Source organism: Xanthobacter sp., from assembly GCF_041911315.1.
Lineage (GTDB): Bacteria > Pseudomonadota > Alphaproteobacteria > Rhizobiales > Xanthobacteraceae > Xanthobacter > Xanthobacter aminoxidans.
Genome location: NZ_JAYRPE010000001.1, coordinates 80,451 through 99,655 on the forward strand (window position 1 = coordinate 80,451; position 19,205 = coordinate 99,655).

At 67.5% G+C, this 19,205-nt stretch carries 19 protein-coding genes; 5 read left to right on the forward strand and 14 right to left on the reverse strand.

From position 1 onward, the window contains the following. Positions 1-29 precede the first annotated feature (29 nt). Positions 30-1,277: an ABC transporter substrate-binding protein gene (locus tag ACE3QW_RS00395; RefSeq protein WP_374249982.1), complete on the reverse strand. Its 1,248-nt coding sequence runs from the start codon at positions 1,275-1,277 to the stop codon at positions 30-32. 147 nt (positions 1,278-1,424) lie between these two features. Here ACE3QW_RS00395 and ACE3QW_RS00400 point away from each other — a divergent pair, with 147 nt between their 5' ends. Together ACE3QW_RS00400 and ACE3QW_RS00405 are read left to right on the forward strand one after the other, a co-directional pair. Further along, positions 1,425-2,108, forward strand: a complete 684-nt coding sequence (locus tag ACE3QW_RS00400) for a GntR family transcriptional regulator (RefSeq protein WP_245279239.1) — start codon at positions 1,425-1,427, stop codon at positions 2,106-2,108. A gap of 20 nt (positions 2,109-2,128) precedes the next feature. Beyond that, positions 2,129-3,649 (forward strand): aldehyde dehydrogenase, encoded by a 1,521-nt coding sequence (locus ACE3QW_RS00405; protein ID WP_029554834.1) that lies wholly within the window; start codon positions 2,129-2,131, stop codon positions 3,647-3,649. A 61-nt stretch (positions 3,650-3,710) separates the two neighbouring features. Here ACE3QW_RS00405 and ACE3QW_RS00410 read toward each other — a convergent pair whose 3' ends face one another. The 13 genes from ACE3QW_RS00410 to ACE3QW_RS00470 all read right to left on the reverse strand — a co-directional run bounded on the left by ACE3QW_RS00410 (position 3,711) and on the right by ACE3QW_RS00470 (position 15,691). After that, positions 3,711-4,502 carry a hypothetical protein gene (locus tag ACE3QW_RS00410; protein WP_374249983.1) on the reverse strand — a complete coding sequence of 264 codons (792 nt, stop codon included), beginning with the start codon at positions 4,500-4,502 and terminating at the stop codon, positions 3,711-3,713. A 143-nt stretch (positions 4,503-4,645) separates the two neighbouring features. Further along, positions 4,646-5,593, reverse strand: coding sequence for a YncE family protein (locus ACE3QW_RS00415; protein ID WP_374249984.1), 948 nt, complete (start codon positions 5,591-5,593; stop codon positions 4,646-4,648). Continuing rightward, on the reverse strand, positions 5,590-6,138 hold the full coding sequence (locus tag ACE3QW_RS00420; protein WP_374249985.1) for an SRPBCC family protein: 549 nt from the start codon (positions 6,136-6,138) through the stop codon (positions 5,590-5,592). The genes ACE3QW_RS00415 and ACE3QW_RS00420 overlap by 4 nt, the downstream gene beginning before the upstream one ends. Further along, the gene (locus ACE3QW_RS00425) at positions 6,135-7,109 is read right to left on the reverse strand and encodes a vWA domain-containing protein (protein WP_374249986.1); all 975 of its coding nucleotides are present in this window, start codon (positions 7,107-7,109) and stop codon (positions 6,135-6,137) included. Before ACE3QW_RS00425 ends, ACE3QW_RS00420 begins: the two co-directional genes overlap by 4 nt. Next, positions 7,109-7,681, reverse strand: a complete 573-nt coding sequence (locus tag ACE3QW_RS00430) for a hypothetical protein (protein WP_029554829.1) — start codon at positions 7,679-7,681, stop codon at positions 7,109-7,111. The genes ACE3QW_RS00425 and ACE3QW_RS00430 overlap by 1 nt, the downstream gene beginning before the upstream one ends. Continuing rightward, positions 7,678-8,721: a vWA domain-containing protein gene (locus ACE3QW_RS00435; RefSeq protein ID WP_374249987.1), complete on the reverse strand. Its 1,044-nt coding sequence runs from the start codon at positions 8,719-8,721 to the stop codon at positions 7,678-7,680. Before ACE3QW_RS00435 ends, ACE3QW_RS00430 begins: the two co-directional genes overlap by 4 nt. After that, positions 8,721-9,587, reverse strand: coding sequence for a nonribosomal peptide synthetase MxaA (locus ACE3QW_RS00440; protein ID WP_374249988.1), 867 nt, complete (start codon positions 9,585-9,587; stop codon positions 8,721-8,723). The genes ACE3QW_RS00435 and ACE3QW_RS00440 overlap by 1 nt, the downstream gene beginning before the upstream one ends. A 70-nt stretch (positions 9,588-9,657) precedes the next feature. Then, complete coding sequence (locus tag ACE3QW_RS00445) at positions 9,658-10,530, reverse strand: DUF58 domain-containing protein (protein WP_374249989.1); 873 nt, start codon at positions 10,528-10,530, stop codon at positions 9,658-9,660. Next, entirely contained in the window at positions 10,527-11,558 is a 1,032-nt protein-coding gene (locus ACE3QW_RS00450) for an AAA family ATPase (RefSeq protein WP_374249990.1), read from the reverse strand. The genes ACE3QW_RS00445 and ACE3QW_RS00450 overlap by 4 nt, the downstream gene beginning before the upstream one ends. Positions 11,559-11,728: 170 nt before the next feature. Next, positions 11,729-12,019, reverse strand: coding sequence for a methanol dehydrogenase [cytochrome c] subunit (locus ACE3QW_RS00455; protein ID WP_029554824.1), 291 nt, complete (start codon positions 12,017-12,019; stop codon positions 11,729-11,731). 34 nt (positions 12,020-12,053) lie between these two features. Further along, complete coding sequence (gene moxG, locus ACE3QW_RS00460) at positions 12,054-12,656, reverse strand: cytochrome c(L), periplasmic (RefSeq protein ID WP_029554823.1); 603 nt, start codon at positions 12,654-12,656, stop codon at positions 12,054-12,056. A 47-nt stretch (positions 12,657-12,703) separates the two neighbouring features. Continuing rightward, complete coding sequence (moxJ, locus tag ACE3QW_RS00465; protein ID WP_374249992.1) at positions 12,704-13,663, reverse strand: methanol oxidation system protein MoxJ; 960 nt, start codon at positions 13,661-13,663, stop codon at positions 12,704-12,706. A 141-nt stretch (positions 13,664-13,804) separates the two neighbouring features. Beyond that, the gene (locus tag ACE3QW_RS00470) at positions 13,805-15,691 is read right to left on the reverse strand and encodes a methanol/ethanol family PQQ-dependent dehydrogenase (RefSeq protein ID WP_250166371.1); all 1,887 of its coding nucleotides are present in this window, start codon (positions 15,689-15,691) and stop codon (positions 13,805-13,807) included. Between the two features lie 508 nt (positions 15,692-16,199). Here ACE3QW_RS00470 and ACE3QW_RS00475 point away from each other — a divergent pair. Genes ACE3QW_RS00475 through ACE3QW_RS00485 form a run of 3 tightly spaced genes read left to right on the forward strand, consistent with a single transcriptional unit; the run spans position 16,200 to position 19,068 of the window. Next, positions 16,200-16,904 (forward strand): hypothetical protein, encoded by a 705-nt coding sequence (locus ACE3QW_RS00475; RefSeq protein WP_374249993.1) that lies wholly within the window; start codon positions 16,200-16,202, stop codon positions 16,902-16,904. Next, positions 16,901-18,418, forward strand: coding sequence for an ATP-binding protein (locus tag ACE3QW_RS00480; protein ID WP_374249994.1), 1,518 nt, complete (start codon positions 16,901-16,903; stop codon positions 18,416-18,418). The genes ACE3QW_RS00475 and ACE3QW_RS00480 overlap by 4 nt, the downstream gene beginning before the upstream one ends. After that, entirely contained in the window at positions 18,415-19,068 is a 654-nt protein-coding gene (locus ACE3QW_RS00485; protein ID WP_024278271.1) for a response regulator transcription factor, read from the forward strand. Before ACE3QW_RS00480 ends, ACE3QW_RS00485 begins: the two co-directional genes overlap by 4 nt. Positions 19,069-19,205: the final 137 nt, after the last annotated feature.

Genomic DNA, 19,205 nt, shown 5'->3' on the forward strand with positions numbered 1-19,205 from the left:
GGAGAAGTCCGGGGCTTAAATCCCCGAAATCACTTCCCCAGATTCTTCGCCGGCGGGTAGTCGCGGCTGTAGACCGGCTCGGCGAGGAAGGCCTTGGGGTCGTAGGTCCAGAACTGCGTCACCTTCGGATAGGTCTTGATGACCACGTTCTGCAGCCGCCCGTCCTTCTCCTCGGTCTTGCGGATGGTGACGTTCATGATGGGGTTGCCGTATTCGTCGAGGGTGACCTCGCCATACGGTCCCTTCTCCAGCTTCACGGAACGCAGCGCCTTCATGAGCGCCTGCTTGTCCTCCACCTTGCCGTCGATGGCCTTCACGGCCGCATCGAGGAAGGCGCACGCCTCGTAGGCGCCGGCGGTGTAGTAGCCGGGGTCGGCACCGTACTTGGCGCGGATGCCGGCGGCGAACTCCTTGTTGCCGGGCACGTCCTGGGTCGCCGTGTACCAGCCGGAGGAGATGACGCCCACGGCTTCCTTGCCCATGGACTTGAGGATGCCTTCGTCCACCGTGGTCATCTGCGCGATCACCTTCACCGGCGCGCCGTATTCGGCGTACTGCTGGAGGAAGCGCAGGCCGTTGCCGCCGGCGAAGGCGGCGTAGACGGCGTCCACGTCGGTGCGGATCTGGCTGATGTAGCTGCCGTAGTCGGCGACGTTCAGCGGCGGCCACAGCTTCTGCACCACCTGTCCGCCATTGTCCTCGAAGGCGCGCTGGAAGCCGGCGGTGGCCTCGTGGCCGAAGGCGAAATCGTCGCCGATGGTGACGACGCGCTTCAGCTTGAGATCCTTGGCGGCATATTCGCCGAGCGCGTGGTTGGCCTGGGCCGAGGTGCCCACGGCGCGCACAAACCACGGATTCTGCTTGCGCTGGGTGAGGTCTTCCGCCGCCGCCGAGGGCGAGATGACCGGCACGCCCACCTGCCGGATGTAGTCGTCGATGGCCAGCGCCTCGAAGGCGGCGAGCGGGCCGATGATGGCGTTGACGCGCTCGCGCTCCACCAGTTCCTGGGCGCGGGTCTTGGTGGTGGCGGGCTGGCCGGCGGTGTCCACCGTGATGAGCTCCACCTTGCGGCCGCCCATCATGCCATTCCGCTCGGCAAGGCAATATTCCATGCCCTGCTCCATCTGCTTGCCGCCGGCCGCCAGCGCGCCGGAACGCACCGTCATGAAGCCGATCTTGATGGGCGGCTGCTGCGCCGCCGCGGGCAGGACCGCGAGCGCGGACAGCGCCGTCGCGGCGAGCCACGAGGCTGTTGTGCGCTTCGTGAGTGTGGGCATTTTTTCTCTCCCTGAGATGCTCTTGACGGCTAAATTTTTTGTCGTGATATTTCAGACAGAACCGAAAACCCACGTCAAGCGACATTTTTCCGTTGTTCTGTCGTTATCTCTCCTCCAAACTTCCGCCAGTTCGTCAGGGCATGAAATATGTTGATCGATCAAAACATCGCCTCTGATAAGGCCATGGGCGGCTCCGGCCTGCTGCGGGACGCGGTCTATGCGCGGCTGAAGGACGAGATTCTCGGCTGCCGTCTCCAGCCCGGTGAGGAGCTGCGCGAGCAGGAGCTGGCCGGGCGTTTCGAGGTGAGCAAGCAGCCCGTGCGGGAGGCCCTGCTGCGGCTGGAGCAGGAGCGCCTCATCACCGTGCTCCCGCGCCAGGGCTACCGGGTGAACCCGGTGTCGCTGGCCGACGCGCGGGACATCTTCCGCTTTCGCGAGGTGATGGAGCCGGCCTGCGCGGCCGACGCCGCCCGCCACGCGACCGACGAGGTGCTGGCCGCCCTTGATTCCTTCCGCACCTTCGATGCGTCGAAGTCCGATTTCATCCGCTACAACCGCGCCTTCCATGTCGCGGTGGCCATGTGCTCCCCCCATCGCCGGATGCGGGAAGAGGTGGTGGATCTGGTCGCTCAGGCCGACCGGCTGGTGCTGGTCAGCATCGGCACCATGCAGGGGCGCGACCCCGACCGGCTGATCGCCGAGCACGTCGCCATCATCGAGGCGCTCCAGTCCCGCGACGGCCGCAAGGCCGCCCGCCTGCTGCGGGACCATATCGCCGATGCCGAAAAGCGGGTGGTCGCGGCCCTGTCGCGCCACGCCGTCGTCCTTTGAGAAAAAACCGGAGAAACGTCATGAACGCCAAAGCCGAAGCCGCCGTCGCGGCGCGGGGCAATTTCATCGATGGCCGCGAGGTGGAGAGCATCGGCGGCGGCACGGTGGAGGTGAAGAACCCCGCCACCGGCGCCGTCATCGCCATCATTCCCGACAGCACCCGCGAGGATGTGGACGCGGCGGTGAAGAGCGCCCGCGCCGCCTTCAACGGCGACGCCTGGGGCGGCATGGCCATCCGCGAGCGGGTGAAGCTCATCAACCGCATCGCCGATGCCTTCGAGACCGCGCTGCCCGAGCTGTACCAGCTGGAAACCCAGAACAACGGCCGGCCGGTGAACGAGACCCGCGCCCAGCTCGGCCGCCTGCCGGATTTCCTGCGCTATTTCGGCGGCCTTGCGCTCGCCCGCCGCGATGACGTGATCCCGGTGGAAGGCAATTATCTCAACTACACCCGCCGCACGCCCATCGGCGTGGTGGCCAATTGCACGCCCTTCAACCACCCGCTGATGATCCTGTGCAAGTCGCTGGCGGCGGTGCTCGCCTCCGGCTGCACGACGGTGGTGAAGCCCTCCGAATACACCCCCCTCACCACGCTCCGCCTCGCCAAGCTGATGAGCGACAACGGCCTGCCGCCCGGCGTGTTCAATGTGGTCAACGGCATCGGCGCCAGTTCCGGCCGCTTCCTCGCCGAGCATCACGACATCAACAAGCTGGTGCTCACCGGCGGCACCGAGGCCGGCCGCATCGCCGGCTCGGCGGCGGCGAAGGTCTTCGCCCACCAGACGCTGGAGTTGGGTGGCAAGACGCCGGTGATGGTGTTCGACGATTACGACGTGGAGCAGGCGGTGAACTATGCCGCCTTCGGCGCCTTCGTGGGCGCCGGCCAGACCTGCGTCTGTGCCGCCCGGCACATCGTGCAGAAGACCATCTATGACGAGTTCGTGGAGCGCCTCGCCGCCAAGACCAAGGCCATCCGCATCGGCGATCCCCGCGATCCCGAGACCCAGCTCGGCCCCGTGGTCTCCCAGCGCCAGCTCGACCGCGTGCTCTCCTTCGTGCAGGCGGGCCATGACGATGGTGCGCGCCTCGTGGCCGGCGGCCAGCGCCGCATCGTGCCCGGCCACGAGAACGGCTTCTTCGTGGAACCCACCGTGTTTGCCGACGTGGCGCCCCACATGCGCATCGCCCGCGAGGAGGTGTTCGGCCCCTTCACGGTGGTGATCCCCTTCGAGACGGAGGAGGAGGCCCTCGCCATCGCCAATGACAGCCCGTTCGGCCTCGCCGCCGCCATCCGCACCCGCGATGTGCACCGCGCCCATCGCGTGGCGGCGAAGGTGAAGGCCGGCATCGTCTGGATCAACGACCACCACCGTCTCGATCCCGCCTCGCCCTGGGGCGGCGTGGACGACAGCGGCATCGGCCGCGAGTTCGGCATCGAGAGCTTCAACGACCATTTCGACGTGAAGTCGGTGATGCTCTCCACCGAGGGTAAGCCCTTCGACTGGTACAAGGGCACATCGCAGCAGCCCCGCCTGAACTGAGGCGGCTTCGTCCGGGGCATTCGACGGCCGGGTCGCATTCCGCGATCCGGCCGTCGCCGTTTCAGCGCTGCGGCGCCACCGTGGGGCAGGGCTCCGCCTGCATGCGCGCCAGCAGGCGCTCCACCGGGGCGGGGGACACCTTGATCGGCCCGGTGAAGGGCTGGCCCATCTCCATCACCAGGAAGATGGCGGCGGAGATGCCGATCATGCCCAGCGCATGGCCCGTGAGCACCAGCGCGTTCCGTGGCGCGAACACGCCGGAATAGAGGAAGATCAGCGCGAACCAGCAGATGACCACGAAGATGAAGCCGGCCGGCGTGGTGGTGCGGGCGACGCCCGTCACCTTCCAGCGATACTCCACCAATTGCCGCGACAGAGCGAGCAGGGTGCCCCGCACGTCCTGCTGGTCAGCGGTCTCGCTCTTGAGGTTCCGCACGCCGGCATCGAACCGCAGGAGCGCGGTGAGGGCCGACACCTGCGCGGAGCCTGAGGCCTCATCCTCGCCCGTGGTCCACGTCTCCGCCACGAGCTGGCGGGCATAGGCCTGGAGGTCGCCCCGGAGCGGGCAGGCGGGCGCGCCGAAGCTGAGCAGGTTGAGGTCGGTGATCTGGAGGACGGCGGCGTATTTCTGGACGTCGGAATAGGCGTCGCTGAAATTGTAGCGGGCCGAGTTCACCATCAGACCCAGCAGCAGGGACGACATGGTCGCGATGATGGCGACGCTGGTCCGCAGGTTCTTGACCGAGCCGTCCTCGTAGCGGGAGTCCGACAGCCGGCTGCCGATGGCCATCCCCGCCGCCATCGTCACGGCCATGGTGACGAATGCAACCCCGGCTGCAACCCATGCGTTCATGTGCGACTCTTCATCCGTTCCGGGCGGGGGGCGGCGCGAAAATCTGACTCTCGCGCTGACTGTCCGCTGACACCGGCCTGAACATACCGATTCCGGTGGTGAAACGCAGCCGAATGCAGCTGAATCCAGCCGTGCCGGGACGGTCAGGGCACGAGCGCCATCACACGCGGGCCGTCGCAGACCGCGATGCGCGTCGCGATGGAAAAATCGTCGAGATTCAAGGCGGTTACGCGGTTAGCGAACCATTCGGCGACATAGGCCCGCCCCGCCGCTGCATCCACCACCACCCCCTCCGGGGAGCCGCCCAGCCGGATGCGGTGGATGATGGTTTCTGTCGCAATATCAATGACATCCAGCATGCCCGCCTGCTGGTCCGTCGCCAGCAGGAGCCCCCGGCCGGGCACGAATGCGACGCCATAGGGCATCTTCATGCCGACGATGCGCTTCGTATCATTTTTTTCCTTTGTTATCAATGCAATATCGCCGCTCCGCACATCCGCCACCGCCACCAATTCGGGATGGGAGGCATCCAGCGCATAAGGCGCCCGTCCGACCGGGATGACGGCGGTACGGGTGAAGTCTAAGGTGTTGATAATGCTGACTTCATCGCTCTCCCGATCGGCGCTGTAGAGCGTGCGCCCATCCGGATCGATGGCGAGATGCGCCGGCGACCGCCCTACCGCAAGGGTGCCGGTGACGGCGAGGCTGCGGGCGTCAATGCGCAGAATTCTGTCGCCAGACCAGTCACTTACATACAACGCCCCACCATCCGGCGCCGCCACGATGCCGAACGGCTGCCCGCCGATATGGGCGGTGCCCGCGACTGTCCATGTCTTCACATCGAGACGGGTGAGAAGGCCGATGTCCGGGTGGGTGATGTAAGCGGCTGTGCCGTCAGAAGAAATCGCGATTCCGGCCGGCACCTTGTCCACCTTCACCCGCGTCGATACCGCACCGGTCGCGGTGTCGATCACATCCACCTCCGCGGCCCCTTGGCACAGGGCGAGGAGCGTGCCAGCGGTCGCGGGCGCGCTCCAGCCGAGGAGTAGGGCGGCGAGAAAGGAAAAGACAAGCGCCGCCAGTAACTTCACTTGCCTTCGGCCTTGGCCTTGAGCCCGTTGACACCGGCCTCGAAGAACGCCGTCATGGCCGCGACGGCGGCTTCGTCGTTGAGTTCGTCGGGTGGGAAGTTGGAGGTGTCGCCGCGATAGAAGCGGCCAGCCATCACCACCTCGCTCTTGCCGCCACCGGCATCGTTCACGGAGAGGGTGATGGTGTAGAAGCTGACCGGCAGCGCCTCCACATTCTCGGTGTTGAGCCGCCACGAGAGGCTGCGCTGGGCGGCGTCCACATCATCGAGCCCGTCGGTGATCTCGCCCTTTTCCAGCAACAGCACACGCTCCGCGCCGGCCACGTTGCCGCCCTTGGCTTTCGCCGCCTTCACCATGGGGTGCCAGGCCCCGATGCCGGCGAAATCGCCGGCGATTTTCCATACGGCGTCGGGCGTCGCGGCGACGGTGGCCTTGGCCTCGGCCTTCTGTGGGGTCGGGCCGTGGGCCTGTGCGGGCGCGGCAAGCGCGATGAGGACGCCGAGGGCGGGCAGGAGGGCGCGGCGGGAGAGGCGGGCAAAAATCATGAAGTGGAAATCCTTCGGTTGCGCAGGAAAGTCGGGCGCCGGTCCCACACTTGGGCGAGGTAGAGCCCGGTGAGCAGCAGCAAAGCGAGGGCGGCCGGTAGCGGCGCGGTGTCCATGGTGCCGGCGACCGGATGGGGGCGGGCCGATGCATGGACTTCGGCGGCGAGAGTCCCGGCATCGGCCAGAGGCGCGTAGGCAAGGCCCGTCGCCTCGGTGAGATCCTTGAGGTGGTCGGTGCGGACGGCGCTGAGATGTTCCTGCCCAGTCGCCTCGTCGGCGCCCCACGGAGCGTTGCGCGGGTGCCAGCCTTCGCGCTGCTCCGAGCCGGACGGCGGCAGGCCGTGGCGGTTCTCCTGCGGCACGTCGGTCATGGCGTAGAAGCCGATTTCCCGCCCGTCCCGGTCGAACTTGGGAATGGGTGCCGGCTCGATGCCGCCGACGCCGACGACCAAGCCGTGCACCTTGCCCGGCTCGCCGGAAAAGGCAGGCGCGCCCGAGGTTGGCAGCGGTGGCGCCTCCTGTCCGTCGGTGAAGAAAATGAGGTCGGCGTCGAGCGGTCCGGCGAGGTCGATGGCGGAATAGAGGCCGGAATAGATGTAGCTGTCCCCCTCCCACGCCATCCGCCAGTTGAGCGCACCGATGGCACCATCGAGCGGCGCGAAGTCGGCGCAGACCTCGACCGGCTCGAACAGCAGATAGGTGCGCCGCTCGGTGAAGATGCCGAGCCCCATGCGCGAGCCGCACGGCAGCCGGGCGGCGAGGCCGCTGAGAGCCCGCTTCACGGTGTCGAGTCGCGAGGCCGGGCGGCCCTCGAAGCTGTAGTCGCGCACATTCATGGAGCCGGTGATGTCCACCACCGCCAGCAACCGGTAGGCGTCGGTCGGCCGTTGGAGCCTCGGCGCGACGATGGCCGCCAGCGCCAGAAGGAATGCCGCGGCGAGGACAAGCGTGCGGGCGTCCGGTCGCCCCATCACGGCAGTCCCTTGGGCAGGCCGGGAAGGTCGGTCCAGAGCCGCTTCGGCGTCTCCTGCGCCTCGTCCTGCTGGTCCTGCTCGATCTGCGGGAAATCGCGCACGAGGCGCATGGCGATGTCCAGATTATACTTGGCGTCCCAGAAGTCCGGCGCGCGCACCAGCGCCGCGCGATAGCCCGCCTTGGCGAGACGCACCTGCGGCACGGCGGGATCGATCTCCGTCTTCTCCAGAAACGAGATGGCGGTGGCGAGGCGGGCGTTGGCGAGATCGTAGAGTGCGGCCACCGCAAGCGGGCTGCGGTCCGCGGCGAGCCGATCCACAAGCGGCTGCGCCTCGTCCAGCCGGTCGCGGATCATGAGGAAATGCGCGCGGGCCATGAGCAGTCGATCCGGCGCATCGAGTTCGACCGGCAGGTCGCGGCCTGCAGCGAGCGCCGCGATGGTGCGGTTGGCTTTGGCATGGAGGGCCATGCGAGTTCCCGTTATGGCCAACGCCGCCAGTGCCACTGTCATCACCGCGAGGGAGGTCAGTGCGGCAATGCGGCGGAGGCTGAGGATACGCAGCTTCATGCTGCCCTCCGCGTGTCGATGCCGGGCAGGTCGGTGGCGGTACGCCGCCGGGCGCCGAGGCCGCGTTCGGCCAGGCGGGCAGCGAGCAGCAATGCGCACGCGGCGGCGGCAAGCCCATAGCAGAGCCGCGTGAGGTCGCGGCGCGGGATGCGCTCCAAATAGGGGATGGGTTGGCTCTCCTGCCGGTCGATCTCGGCGATGGCGTCGGCAACGGCCTGCGGGCTGCCGGCCTCGAAGGCGCGATAGGGCACGCCGAGGCTGGCGAGGAAGAGATTGAGGTGGCGCTCCGGCATGGCCTGCGGCGTGTCCTCGCCGGGGACGCGTGGCTTGTCGAAGATGCCGGGCGAGCCAACGGTGCGCAGGAAGAGCCAATAGAGCCGCACCGGCGAGCGCTTCAGAGAATCGCGCAGCGCTGCCTGTACCCGTGGATCGATGACGGCCGCGCCGTCCGACACCAGCAGAACGGCGCGCGAGCCGCCGGAAGCGGCTGATGCATCGAAGCTGTCGAGAGCCAGGGCGAGGCCCCGCCCCACGTCGGTCAATGCGAGGCCCGGCCGGTCGATGGCGGCCACGGCTGCGGCGACGGCCTCGTGATGGTCGGTCAGCGGCAACACCGGGATGGGCGACGTGGAGAAGGCGGCGATACCGATGCGATCCCGCGGGCGGCGACCCAGAAACTCCGTGAGCAGTCGCTTGGCGGCGGCGGATTTCGATTCCTCCCCGGCGCCCGGCGCGCGATCGGCAAAGGTGTTGTCCATGCTGGCCGAGCGGTCGATGAGCAGCATCAGGTTGGCGCCGGAACCGATGCGCTCGACCTCCCGCGCCTTCAGGTTCAGCCCCGCGAGGCCGAGAACGAGGGCACCGATGGCGAAGGTGCCGGCGAGGCGTATTCCGAGGGAAACAGCGATCGAAAGCCCGTCGCGCGGCACCAGCGCCACCGATGGCAGTGCGGCGCCGCGCAGGGGCAATGCCCCGAGCGGGAGCAAGGCGAGCGCGAGCAGGAACAGGAGCGCGGGATGATCCACATCGAGGCCGAGCATCAGGCAGCCTCCTTTCGCGTTCCCTGCCCCGTGCCGCCCCGCCGCTCGACGGTGGCGAGTCGGCGGGCGAGATCGATCAGCGCTTCGGGCGGCAGCAAGGCCATGGCCGTCTCAGGCGCATCGCCGAAGAAGGCGATGCGGGAAGCCGTGAAGAAGCGGTCTATCGCCTCAGCCTCGCCTACGAGCGCGGGTCGTAGCGCGAGGAAGCCCGGCACATCCTCGGCGAACAGCCGTTGTCCCGCGGCCTCGTCGAAGGCGCGGTGGAGGAGTTGGAGGGCGTCCTCATAACCAAGCTGTGCGTCGAGGTCGGGAAGCCGCCGCATGTGGCGCAAAGCGGTCGCAAATGGCCGGCTCCGGCCGGCGAACGGTCCCCATCCCGAGGCCGCCGCGAAGGCGAGGAGGCTTGCCGCAGCCACGGCCGCCGCAGCAGCGGCGAGTTGCGCATCCCCGGCGAGGGGATAGGGGCGGGGGCGGATATCCGGCTGCAGTGCCATGGGGTTGCCCCGCTGGCTGGCGACCAGTTCGCGCAAGGGGGAAGAGACGAAGGTCCAGGCCGGAATGGTCAGCGTCTGTCGCGCGTCGCCCTTGCGGGCGGCGAGGGGCACGGCGGGAACGTCGAGCGCGCGTGGCTCCAGAGGGGAATAGAAGGTCTGGTAGGTGAGGGTGAGGCGATAGCGCGGGGCGCCATCCGGCGTGGTTTCCGGCTTCACGTCGAGGCGCTTCAGGTCGAGCCAGTAGGTGACGGGGCGGGGACGGGGCAGGGCGCTTTCGTCGAGCCGCCAGCCGGCATCGAGGGTCACGACCGCTTCCAGCGAGATGGTGTCGCCGATGAGATAGCCGAAGGCGCGCGGTGCGTAGAGGTCCACCCCCGCCGCGTGGGCGGGCGCACCTGCCAGAAGCGCGCCGAAGAGCGCCAGGGCCGCCGTGCGACAGTGCCTAGCGGCTGGCAAGGAACGCGACCAGCGCATCGGCATCGAACCGGTTCACGAGGTGGAATGGCGCGTATCCACGCGTGACGAAGCGGGCCTCCAGGGCGGCGATCCTTGCCCGCGCCGTCGCCTGCCACCTTGCCCTCAGCCCCGGACGCATGAACACCAGCCGCCGCCCGCCAGTCTCCGCATCGGCAACTTCCATCAGGCCCCAGGCCGGCACGTCGCCCTCGGTGCGGCTGTCGCGCACCAGCACCGGCACCACATCGTGCCGCCACAGGGCATCGAGGGTCAGGTCGAGATCGGCCTCGGGCATGAGGAAATCGGAGACGAGAAAGACGAGGCAGCGGCGCCGCGGCAGGCGCTCCGCCGCGGTGGCGAGGCCCCTCGTGCTCGTCCCGGATGGCGTCGCGTCCGAGATGGCGGCCGCCACCTGCGCGCCGAGCCCCCGGCGTCGCGTGGCGGGAATGAAGGCATCCTCACGCAGGTCGCCACCAGCGCCGATGAGGGTGAATTCATCCCCCGTCGCGGCGGCCGAAGCTGCGAGCGTCGCGGCGAGGCGTGCGACCTCAGCGCCCGTGTCGTCGAAACCCATGGAGCGGGACAGATCGGTGAGCACCGCGACGGTCGTGGCGCGTCGTGGGGCGAAGGTGCGGACATGCACGCCTTCGAACGGGTCGCGCAGCGAGGCACGCAGGTCGATGCGGCGCGGGTCCGGCCGCGCCACCAGCGGCACGAGGGTGCGGAAGGTGCCGTCACCGCCATCGCCCTGGCCCGGATGCGCGCCGGGTCGCACCCCGCGAGGGCGCCACCTGAGGCGATAAGGCACGACGTTGCCGCCGTATTCCCCTTCGGGATCCCCGGTCGTGATGCGGCTCATGGTGCTGGCACCGTGGCGAATGCGGCGCGGCAGAGATCGGCGGAAATCTCTTCGCGCCGCATTTCATAGACCGGATCGAAGAAGATGCGGTGGGCCATCACCTCGGGAAAGACGGCGCGCAGATCCTCCGGAACGATGATGTCCCTCCCCTCCAGCCACGCACGCACACGCGCGGCACGGATGAGGTAGGACATGCCGCGCGGGCTGGCACCGCCCTGAACAAGGCGATCCATCCGAACGCCGGGAAGGGCGATGCCGGCCTTGTCGGGCGTGCGGATCGCATCCCACAGCGCGATTGTGTAGGCGACGATGGCGTCGCTGGCGGGGATGGTGTTCTGGATTTCACGGGAGACCTGATCGAGGCTCCGGTAGTCGATGATCGCCTCCGGCACCTCCGCGATCAGGAGGTCGGTGTCGTGGAAGCGCGGGTCGAACACCAGCGCGCGGCGAGCGGCGAAATCTTCCGGCGCCTTCACCTGCACTTCCATGAAGAAGCGGTCGCGGGCGGCGGCGGGCAGCTCGAAGGTCTCCTCCCGCTCCACGCGGTTGCGGTCGGCGAACACCTGAAGGAACGGGAAGACGTATTCGCGCCCGAACGCGGAGACGGTGCGCTCGGCCATCAGCCTGAGCAGCATGGCGTGGACCTGCGGCCGCGCGCGGTTGATCTCGTTGAAGAAGAAGACGGAGAGCTCCGGCCCCCGGCGCAGCAGCGGGCCGGGATCGACCCGTGGGCGTCCATCCTCGCCGACGCGGGCGTCATAGACGAGGTCGGCCGGCATGAGGTCGATGGTGCCTTCCACCCGCTCATAGGCGCCGCCGATGGCGCGGGCGAGTGCGCGCAGCAGCGTCGTCTTGCCGACGCCGACGTCGCCCTCCAGCAGCACATGGCCGCGGGCGAACACCGCGATGGTCAGGAGACGGATGACCCGCTCCTGGCCGAGCACGATGCGCCCGACCGCCCGTTCGAAATCGAGCGCGCGGTCGCGCCACTGGGCGAGCGCGCCGTCCGGATCGGCGATGGCGTGCATCAGGTGTCCCCTTGGCCTTGCGGCAAGAAAGGCGCAGCCGACGGGAGCGGGGGATGTTGGTCCCGCGCGGAGGTCCCGAGCGGCCGCGCCAGTTGCCCACCATCCATCGGAGGATTGCCCGGCTTCGCGGAAAGGCTCAGCCTTGCTGGTGGGGGTCGGGAAAGGCCAAGTCAGTTGGACGGAATTTTGCTCACGTCGTAGACGAACTGGCCGGTCTTCTGAAAATACTCAACGCGCTTCTTGTTGCGCGCTTCCATCTGGGTGATGGATTCGCCCTGCTTCGCCAGCTCTGCCGGGTTGTGCTTGGGGTCGTATTTGCTGCCGGCCACCTTGTCGGGATAGCCGGGCTTCGGCTCCCAGCAGTTGCCGGGCGCCTTGCAATTGGTGCCGTCATAGGCAGCGGCACCGCCGGCGGCGAGGGCCGTGACCGCGAACGCGGCAGCGGCGGCGAGCATGGGCATGCGAACCTTATGCTTCATCTGTTGTCCTCCCTTCTCACTTGCTCCCGGCCGCGCTCGCGGCCGTCGCCTTGCACACCGGTGCCTTGTCGAGATCCGGCGTTTGATCTTCCTTTTCGTTGAAGCGCTTGAAGGCCGCGCGCTGGGCCGGGGTCAGCCACACCGCGTCGTTGGGATCGTCCTTGTAGAAGTGGCGCACCCAGGCCATCACCAGCAGCATCTCGTCGAGATTGAGCGCGCCGTACATGGGCCCCATCTGCCCCTGCGCGCCGCCGAAGATGGTCTCGAACAGGCCCTGATCGGTCATGTTCTTCGGGTAGGTCCAGTAGCTGTCGTTGAGGCCGGGGCCGATCTTGCCCTCGCCATAATGACCGTGGCAGCCGGAGCACATGGAGAGGAACAGATCCTTGCCCTTGGGTAGGCAGGTGGGATTCTCCACGTAGACGTTCACGCCGGTGGCGAGGAACTTCTTCACCGCTTCGGTATCGCGGCCCTCCGCAGGAGCGTCCGACAGGTCCAGTGGCTGGCCGGTCACCGTATTGGTGAAGTTGAGCGTGGCCTGCGCAGCAAGGGCGAAGCCGGACACGAACGCGACGGCGAGGAGGGCCTTGACGCCCCGCGACAGAAAACGGCTGTGCATTGGACCTTCCAGAAAAGTTCCGATGGAAATGACGGCTTTGGGCCGGATCAGGAATTGGGCTTGAGCAGGGGGATGCCCTCGTCGGCCAGGATCTCGTCGATCTGCGGCCGCGCCTTCACCAGCGCCGCGTCGATCTCGGCGAGAAGCGCGGTGTCGCCAAGGCGAACGGCGACCGACTGGTCGTAGTGGAGGGGCATCTCGGTGCCGTCGAACTTGGTGACGGAGTTGCCGGCAAGGCTCATACGCAGCGGCACCTGGGACGATTTCACATAGCGGGCCACTTCCGGCGCGAAGGCGAAGGCGATGTCCGCCTCGCCATTGGCGACCTCGGAGACGACGCGCTCGCCGGGCACCTGCACATACTGGTTCCGCGGCGAGCGGAAGTTCACCAAGCTGTAGAGATAGGCGGCATTGTCCTCATACTTGCCGAGGCGCTTCAGCACGGTCTCGCCCGGCGAGTAGAAGCGGACGACGAAGCGGTTGAGCGCCTTGACCTGCGGGTCGTTCCAGTCGGTGGCGGTGATGTTGCGGTCGGCCTTGGTCACCAGCACATAGGACGTGCGGTAATAGGGCTTGGAGCTGAGCACCCGCGCGTCGCCGGTGTCGACGCCCATCACCACGTCGCAAAGCTTTGCGTCAAGCTGGTCGCGCACCTGGTAGATGGCGGGCTTGGAAGTCCATACGAAGACGGCCTTGCGGCCCATGGCCTGCGCCAGCACCCCGGCGATGCGGTTCTCGAAGCCCTTTCCGTCCTTCTGCGAGAACGGGGCTTCCACCTCGGAGGCGCAGACGCGCAGGATCGAGGGATCGGGAGGAGTCGCGGCCTGCGCCGGCGCGGCCGAGCCCCCGGCGGCTGTCTGCGGCGACATCTTGCCGGATTCCGCCGTCTGGGCGAGCGCTGGCGCGGCGAAGAGGGCCAGTGTCCCGGCGACAAGGGCTCCGGCGACGAAATGGCTGGTGGCGGACGTCGCGGCGGGGCGCGCGGGGGTGCTCGCAGAACAGGTCATCGGTTCGGCCTCCGTCTGGCTCGCGTCCGGTCGCGCCGTCGTTCGGCAGGCGATCAGGGTGGCGATGGATGCGCTTGTGGCGAAAGAAGAAACCGGCCGCCGCCGAGGTGACGGCGGCCGGCAAGGGGCGGTTGTCGGAGGTCAGCCGCCGGAAGCGTATTCACCCACCTTCGGGTCGTCGTAGGGGCCCTTGCCGTCGAGCGAGAACACCATCACGCCGCCACCCATCTGGGTGTAATTCTGCAACTGCTTGAACGCGCCCACGGAGCCGAGGCCGGCGGTGGGATCGTTGAGGTCGAACACCAGGCCCACACCCGGCCAGCCGCCGACGCCGTAATAGATGGCGACGTACTGCACGCCCTTGTGGGTGTAGGTCATGGGATGGCCGATGACGCCGGACGGCAGCTTGAACTTCCACAGAAGCTCGCCGGTGTCGCTGTCGCGGGCCTTGATGAAGCCGTCCAGCGTTCCGTAGAACATCACGCCGCCGGCGGTGGCGAGCGTGCCGCCCCAGGCCGCGAAGCGCTCCATCACTTCCCACTTGTACTTGTTGTTGATGGCGTCGTAGGCCTTCACCTGGCCGAGACCTTCATAGGTCTGCTTGTTGCCCTTCGGGCCGGGATACATCCACAGCGTGGCGCCGACGAAGAACTGACCCGCGCGGTAGGGGAGCATGAAGGGCTCCCAGTCCATGCAGATGTGGTTGATGCCCATGAAGAAGGACTGCCGCTCCGGGTCGTAGCTGTCGTGACCCTGGTTGTGGTAGCCCATCGCCGAGGGGCAGATGTCGCGGCCCTTGTGGTCCATGCGCGTCGCGTATTCCGGATCGCGCTGGGGCAGGCCGGTCTTCAGGTCCACCTGCTTCACCCAGTTCACCGTGTCGTCGATCTTGTCGGCAGACACGAGCGAGCCGTCGGTGCGGTCGAGGGTGTAGACGATGCCGTTGCGGTCCGGATGCGTCAGGAGCTTGCGCATCTTGCCGGCCTTGTCCTTCTGCTCGGAGAGCATCATGACGTTGACGCCGGCATAGTCCCACTCGTCGTGGGGGGTCTTCTGGTAGCCGAAGTGCGCTTCACCGGTGTCGATGTCGCGGCCCCAGATGGTCATGGTCCACTTGTTGTCGCCGGGACGCATGGTCTCGTTCCACGGCGCGGGGTTGCCGGAGCCGTAGTAGATCATGTTGGTGCCGGGATCGAAGGCGTACCAGCCCCAATTGGTGCCGCCGCCGATCTTCCAGGCGTCACCTTCCCAGGTGCCGGTGCCGAGGCCCTTCTGGCCGTACTGGGGATTGGCCTTGTTGAAGTCGTCGGCGAGCTTCACCTGCTCGTCCGGGCCGGTGGCATAGGCCCGCCACTTCTGCGCGCCGGTCTTCACGTCATAGGCGGTGACGTAGCCGCGCACGCCGAGCTCGGCACCCGAGGAGCCCACCAGCACCGTGTCCTTCACCACATAGGGGGCGATGGTGAGGGTGGAACCGACCTTGATGTCGGAATTCTCCAGCTTCCAGAACTCCGCGCCGGTCTCGGCATTGAGCGCCACGATGTGGCCGTCAAGCTGGGTCTTGAGGATGAGCGCCGGGGTCTTGCCGTCGCCAGGCCAGTAGGCGAGGCCGCGGTTCACCACGTCGCAGCAGGCGACCGCGCGGGCGGTGGGGTTCTGCTTCGGCTTGTGCTGCCACAGGATGTGGCCGGGATCATCCAGGCCCACCGCGAATGTCGTGTTCGGGTAAGGCGAGTGGATGAACATCATATTGTTGACGACGAGCGGGGTGCCCTCGTGGCCGGACAGCACGCCGGTCGAGAAAGACCAGGCCGGGCGAAGCTGTTTCACGTTCGCCTTGTTGATCTGCTTCTGTGGGCTGTAGTTGTTGGCGTCGTAGTTCTTGCCGGTCATCGGCCAGTTGTCGTCGCTCTTGGCGAGTTCGACGAGCTTGTCGTTGGCGAGCGCCTGCGAACTAACGGCCGCGGAACCCGCCGCCAGGGCGAGGGTCACGGCACAGAGGGAGACGGAAGAAAACAATCTCGTCATTTGGCGTTTTCCTTGGGTGGTTCCTCACTCGGTTGGACTTGTCCCTCCCGCACCCGTGCATGCCCCACGCGGCCGGATGGCAGCGGGAGCGACACGGGAGCCGAAGCTTCCCCTCCGCTTGCGCAGATGGTCCGCACCTCCGCCCCATGGCCGGGACGCAGGAGATCGCACCTCGCGGGAAGCAGAGCTGGTGATGGCCAGGGTGGCGGTCGTCCTCCGATTGCGACCTGAGACCCGTTCTTCTTTTTCTTATTGAATTCTTATGGTTCGTTATCTTGTGTGGCACCAGTTGAAGCGGTATCCGCACCTTTGTCTGCCGATCATTCGGCAATTCATTGTGGGAACACTTGGCAAAGACGGTTGCCGGACTTCCATAAGTGTCTGATAAGTATGTTGTTTGCCGACCGCTGCCGCAGCGTTCCAAGCTCCGTCCGGGTTCGTTTATTTGTGCTGTTGGCGGAGGTGTTGTGCTTTATATCATTCGTGTTTTCGCCAAGATGGAATCTGAATGCCTCTTGTTCTGAGAAAATATTCAGAGATAGACGCGGTCCATGCAGATGGCCGGGCGGTGAAGATGTCAGCGGAGAAGGCAGATTACGTGGGAGAGACTGCTTTGCCGATGCGCCTTGGCCGTGCTTCCCGTCGGCTGTCCATCGCCCGGCTCTTCGCAGTGTGCCTTCTGGCAACGGCGGGCACGCTCGTGCTGGCGTCGTGTGGCGAGGAGGAGGAGCGTCGGCCGGTTGCCTCCAGCGCGGCTTCGGCGCCGGAGGCGGCGCCACCGCCCGGGGCCGGCAGTGCCGCCAAAGGAGCCGGCCCGCGAGGCAGTGCGGCGCGCGAGTGGCTGGATGTCGGCGATAATACCCCGCCCGAGGTCTTTCTCGCCACGCGGTCCGCGCCGGCCGGAGCGCCCGCGTCGGCCGAGGCTGTGGCGGAGATCTCGGCGCTCTTGAGCGAGGCCGACGCCGTGTTCGACGAGAACCGCCGCATGCTCGCCAACCGGACGCTCCAGCTGGAGCGGATGCTGGGCGAAATTTCTGTGGTCGAAAGCCCGCAGGCGCTGCTCGGGGGCTTCATCACGGTCGGTCGCGCGGTCCGGCGGATCGGCTATAGTGATTTGTGCCAGCACTATTTCAATCTGCGGGCCGCCGGGGCGAGTCGCGAGAACGCCCTCGCCGCGCTTGCCGCGCCGGCGGCCGAACGGAGGAACCCATGAGCGTCCACCCCGCCACGCGCGCCTCGTTGCCGCGGGGCATCGCGGGCGCGAAAGACGAGGCGGGACAGGCGGGCGCAGGGGAGGCGTCGGTGCGCCGCGTGTCGCTGCGCACCCGCGTGCTCGGCGCCGTTCTCGCCATCAATCTGGTCGCCGCTGTGGTTGCGGGCGCCGTGGTGGTGGTGAATGCGCGCGTTGCGGCCGGGCGCGAGATGGTGGCCTCCATCGAGATGGCGGAAAATATGGTCCGCGAGGTGGCCGAGCGTGTGGCCACGGAGCAGGGAACGACCCTCGCCGCGGCCTTTCCGCCCCACCTGCGCCACCTGCGCCATGTGCGCATCTCCCTCGAGGGGCCGGACGGGCGCCCGGCCGTGTTGCCCGCCGATGGCGCGCCGGCAAACAGCGAGGCGGCGCCCTCCTGGTTCGCCCGGCTCATCGGCGTGTCACAGGTCACGCGACGGATCGACGTGGTGGCTGACGGGCGTCTCATCGGCCGGGTGCGGATCGAGGGCGTTCCCGACGACGAGGTGGCGGAGGTCTGGGACGACGTATTCGATTTCGCCAGCGTCGCCCTCGCGGTGAACTTCGCCATCCTCTCGGCCCTGTTCGTCGCCCTGGGACAGGTGCGACGGGATCTCTCGCGCTTCCGCGGCGCTCTGGACGAGCTGGAGCACAACGAGTTCGCCTGCCGCGTCGAACCGCCCCGCACCCGCGAGCTCGCCGAGGTGGCGGAGCGCTTCAACGCCTTCGCCGAAACCCTCGGCGCGGCGCGGGAGGAGAATGCCCACCTCTATGGCCGTCTCGTGAGCCTGCAGGAGGACGAGCGGCGCCAGATCGCCGGTGATCTGCATGACGAGCTGGGGCCACTCATGTTCGGCCTGAAGGCCAGCGCCGATTCGCTCGCCCGCCTCGCGGCCACCGCACCTGCGGAGAATGCTGAGCGCATGGTGGCGCGGGCGAAGAGCCTCATTGAGATCGTCGAGCGGATGCAGGTCGCCAACCGCCGCCTGCTCACCCGCATCCGCCCCGCTGCGCTCGACCATGTGCCGCTGAAGGACGTGCTTTCCAGCCTCGTCGCCGATTTCCGCCAGCACGATCCCGAGCGGCGATTCGCGCTGGAGACCGGTGTGCTCTCCGATCATTACGAGCCATCTTTCGACGCCACTGTCTATCGCTGCGCGCAGGAGGGCGTGACCAACGCGCTCAAGCACGGCAATGCCCGTTCCGTGCGCATCATCGTGGGCGAGGAAGGCCGACGTGGCGCAGGGGGCATGCTGCGCCTTGTCGTCGCGGATGACGGGCAGGGGCCGCCGGCCATTCCATCCATGGGCCACGGCCTCTCGGGCATGAAGGAACGGGTGCGCGCGCTGGGCGGCATCTGTCGACTGGAGCGGGGTAGCGAAGGAGGGGCGCGCCTTTTTGTGGAGCTTCCCATCCCGTTGGGGCATTCTGCCTCTGCGTCTTCGGCCTCCGCCGAGGGCAGGCGCGTGCGTTCAGGGCCAGGGCATTCGGTATGACCAGCGTTCTCCTCATCGACGACCACCCCATCGTGCTGCAGGGCTGCCGGCACTTGCTGGAGGACGCGGGCATCAGCGACCTGATGGAGGCGCAGACGGCGCTGGCCGGCTATCGCCTGTTCCGTCGCAAGCGGCCGGACGTGGTGATCGTGGATCTCGCGCTCAACGGCAGCGGCCTCGCCGGCCTCGCTCTGGTGCGGCGGCTCAGGGCGCAGGCGGCGCGCATGCCCATCCTGGTCTTCTCCATGCACGCCGACCCGGTGATCGCCAGCCGCGCGCTGGAGGCCGGTGCGACCGGTTATCTCCTGAAGGACACCTCGCCCGACGACCTCCTCGAAGCCTTCGAGAAGGTGCGGCGCGGCCAGCCCTACATCAGCCACGACCTCGCGCTGGAGGTGGCCCTGCTCGGCACACGCGGGCGCAGCGGCGTGATGGCCGATCTCACTCCGCGCGAGCTGCAGGCGCTGGCGCTGCTTGCCGAGGGCAAGGCCTATGGCCAGATCGCCGACGAACTGGGCGTCAGCTACAAGACGGTGGCCAATACCTGCTCCCAGCTCAAGGCCAAGCTCGGGGCGACGAATCTGGCCGAGCTGATTCACCGCGCCATCCAGTACGTGGCCGGCGCCCCGACCGGACGGGCGAAGAACTAGTCTCGCCTTCCCGGTGAGTCTGAGCTTCACAGCTTCTGCTACCGGCAGCGAACATCGCGGTAGCCGCCCTCAGCCAACAGAGTGAACGCGACACCTGAAGGCTATTTACAGATGGCTTGCCTCGCCGCCGAACGCGT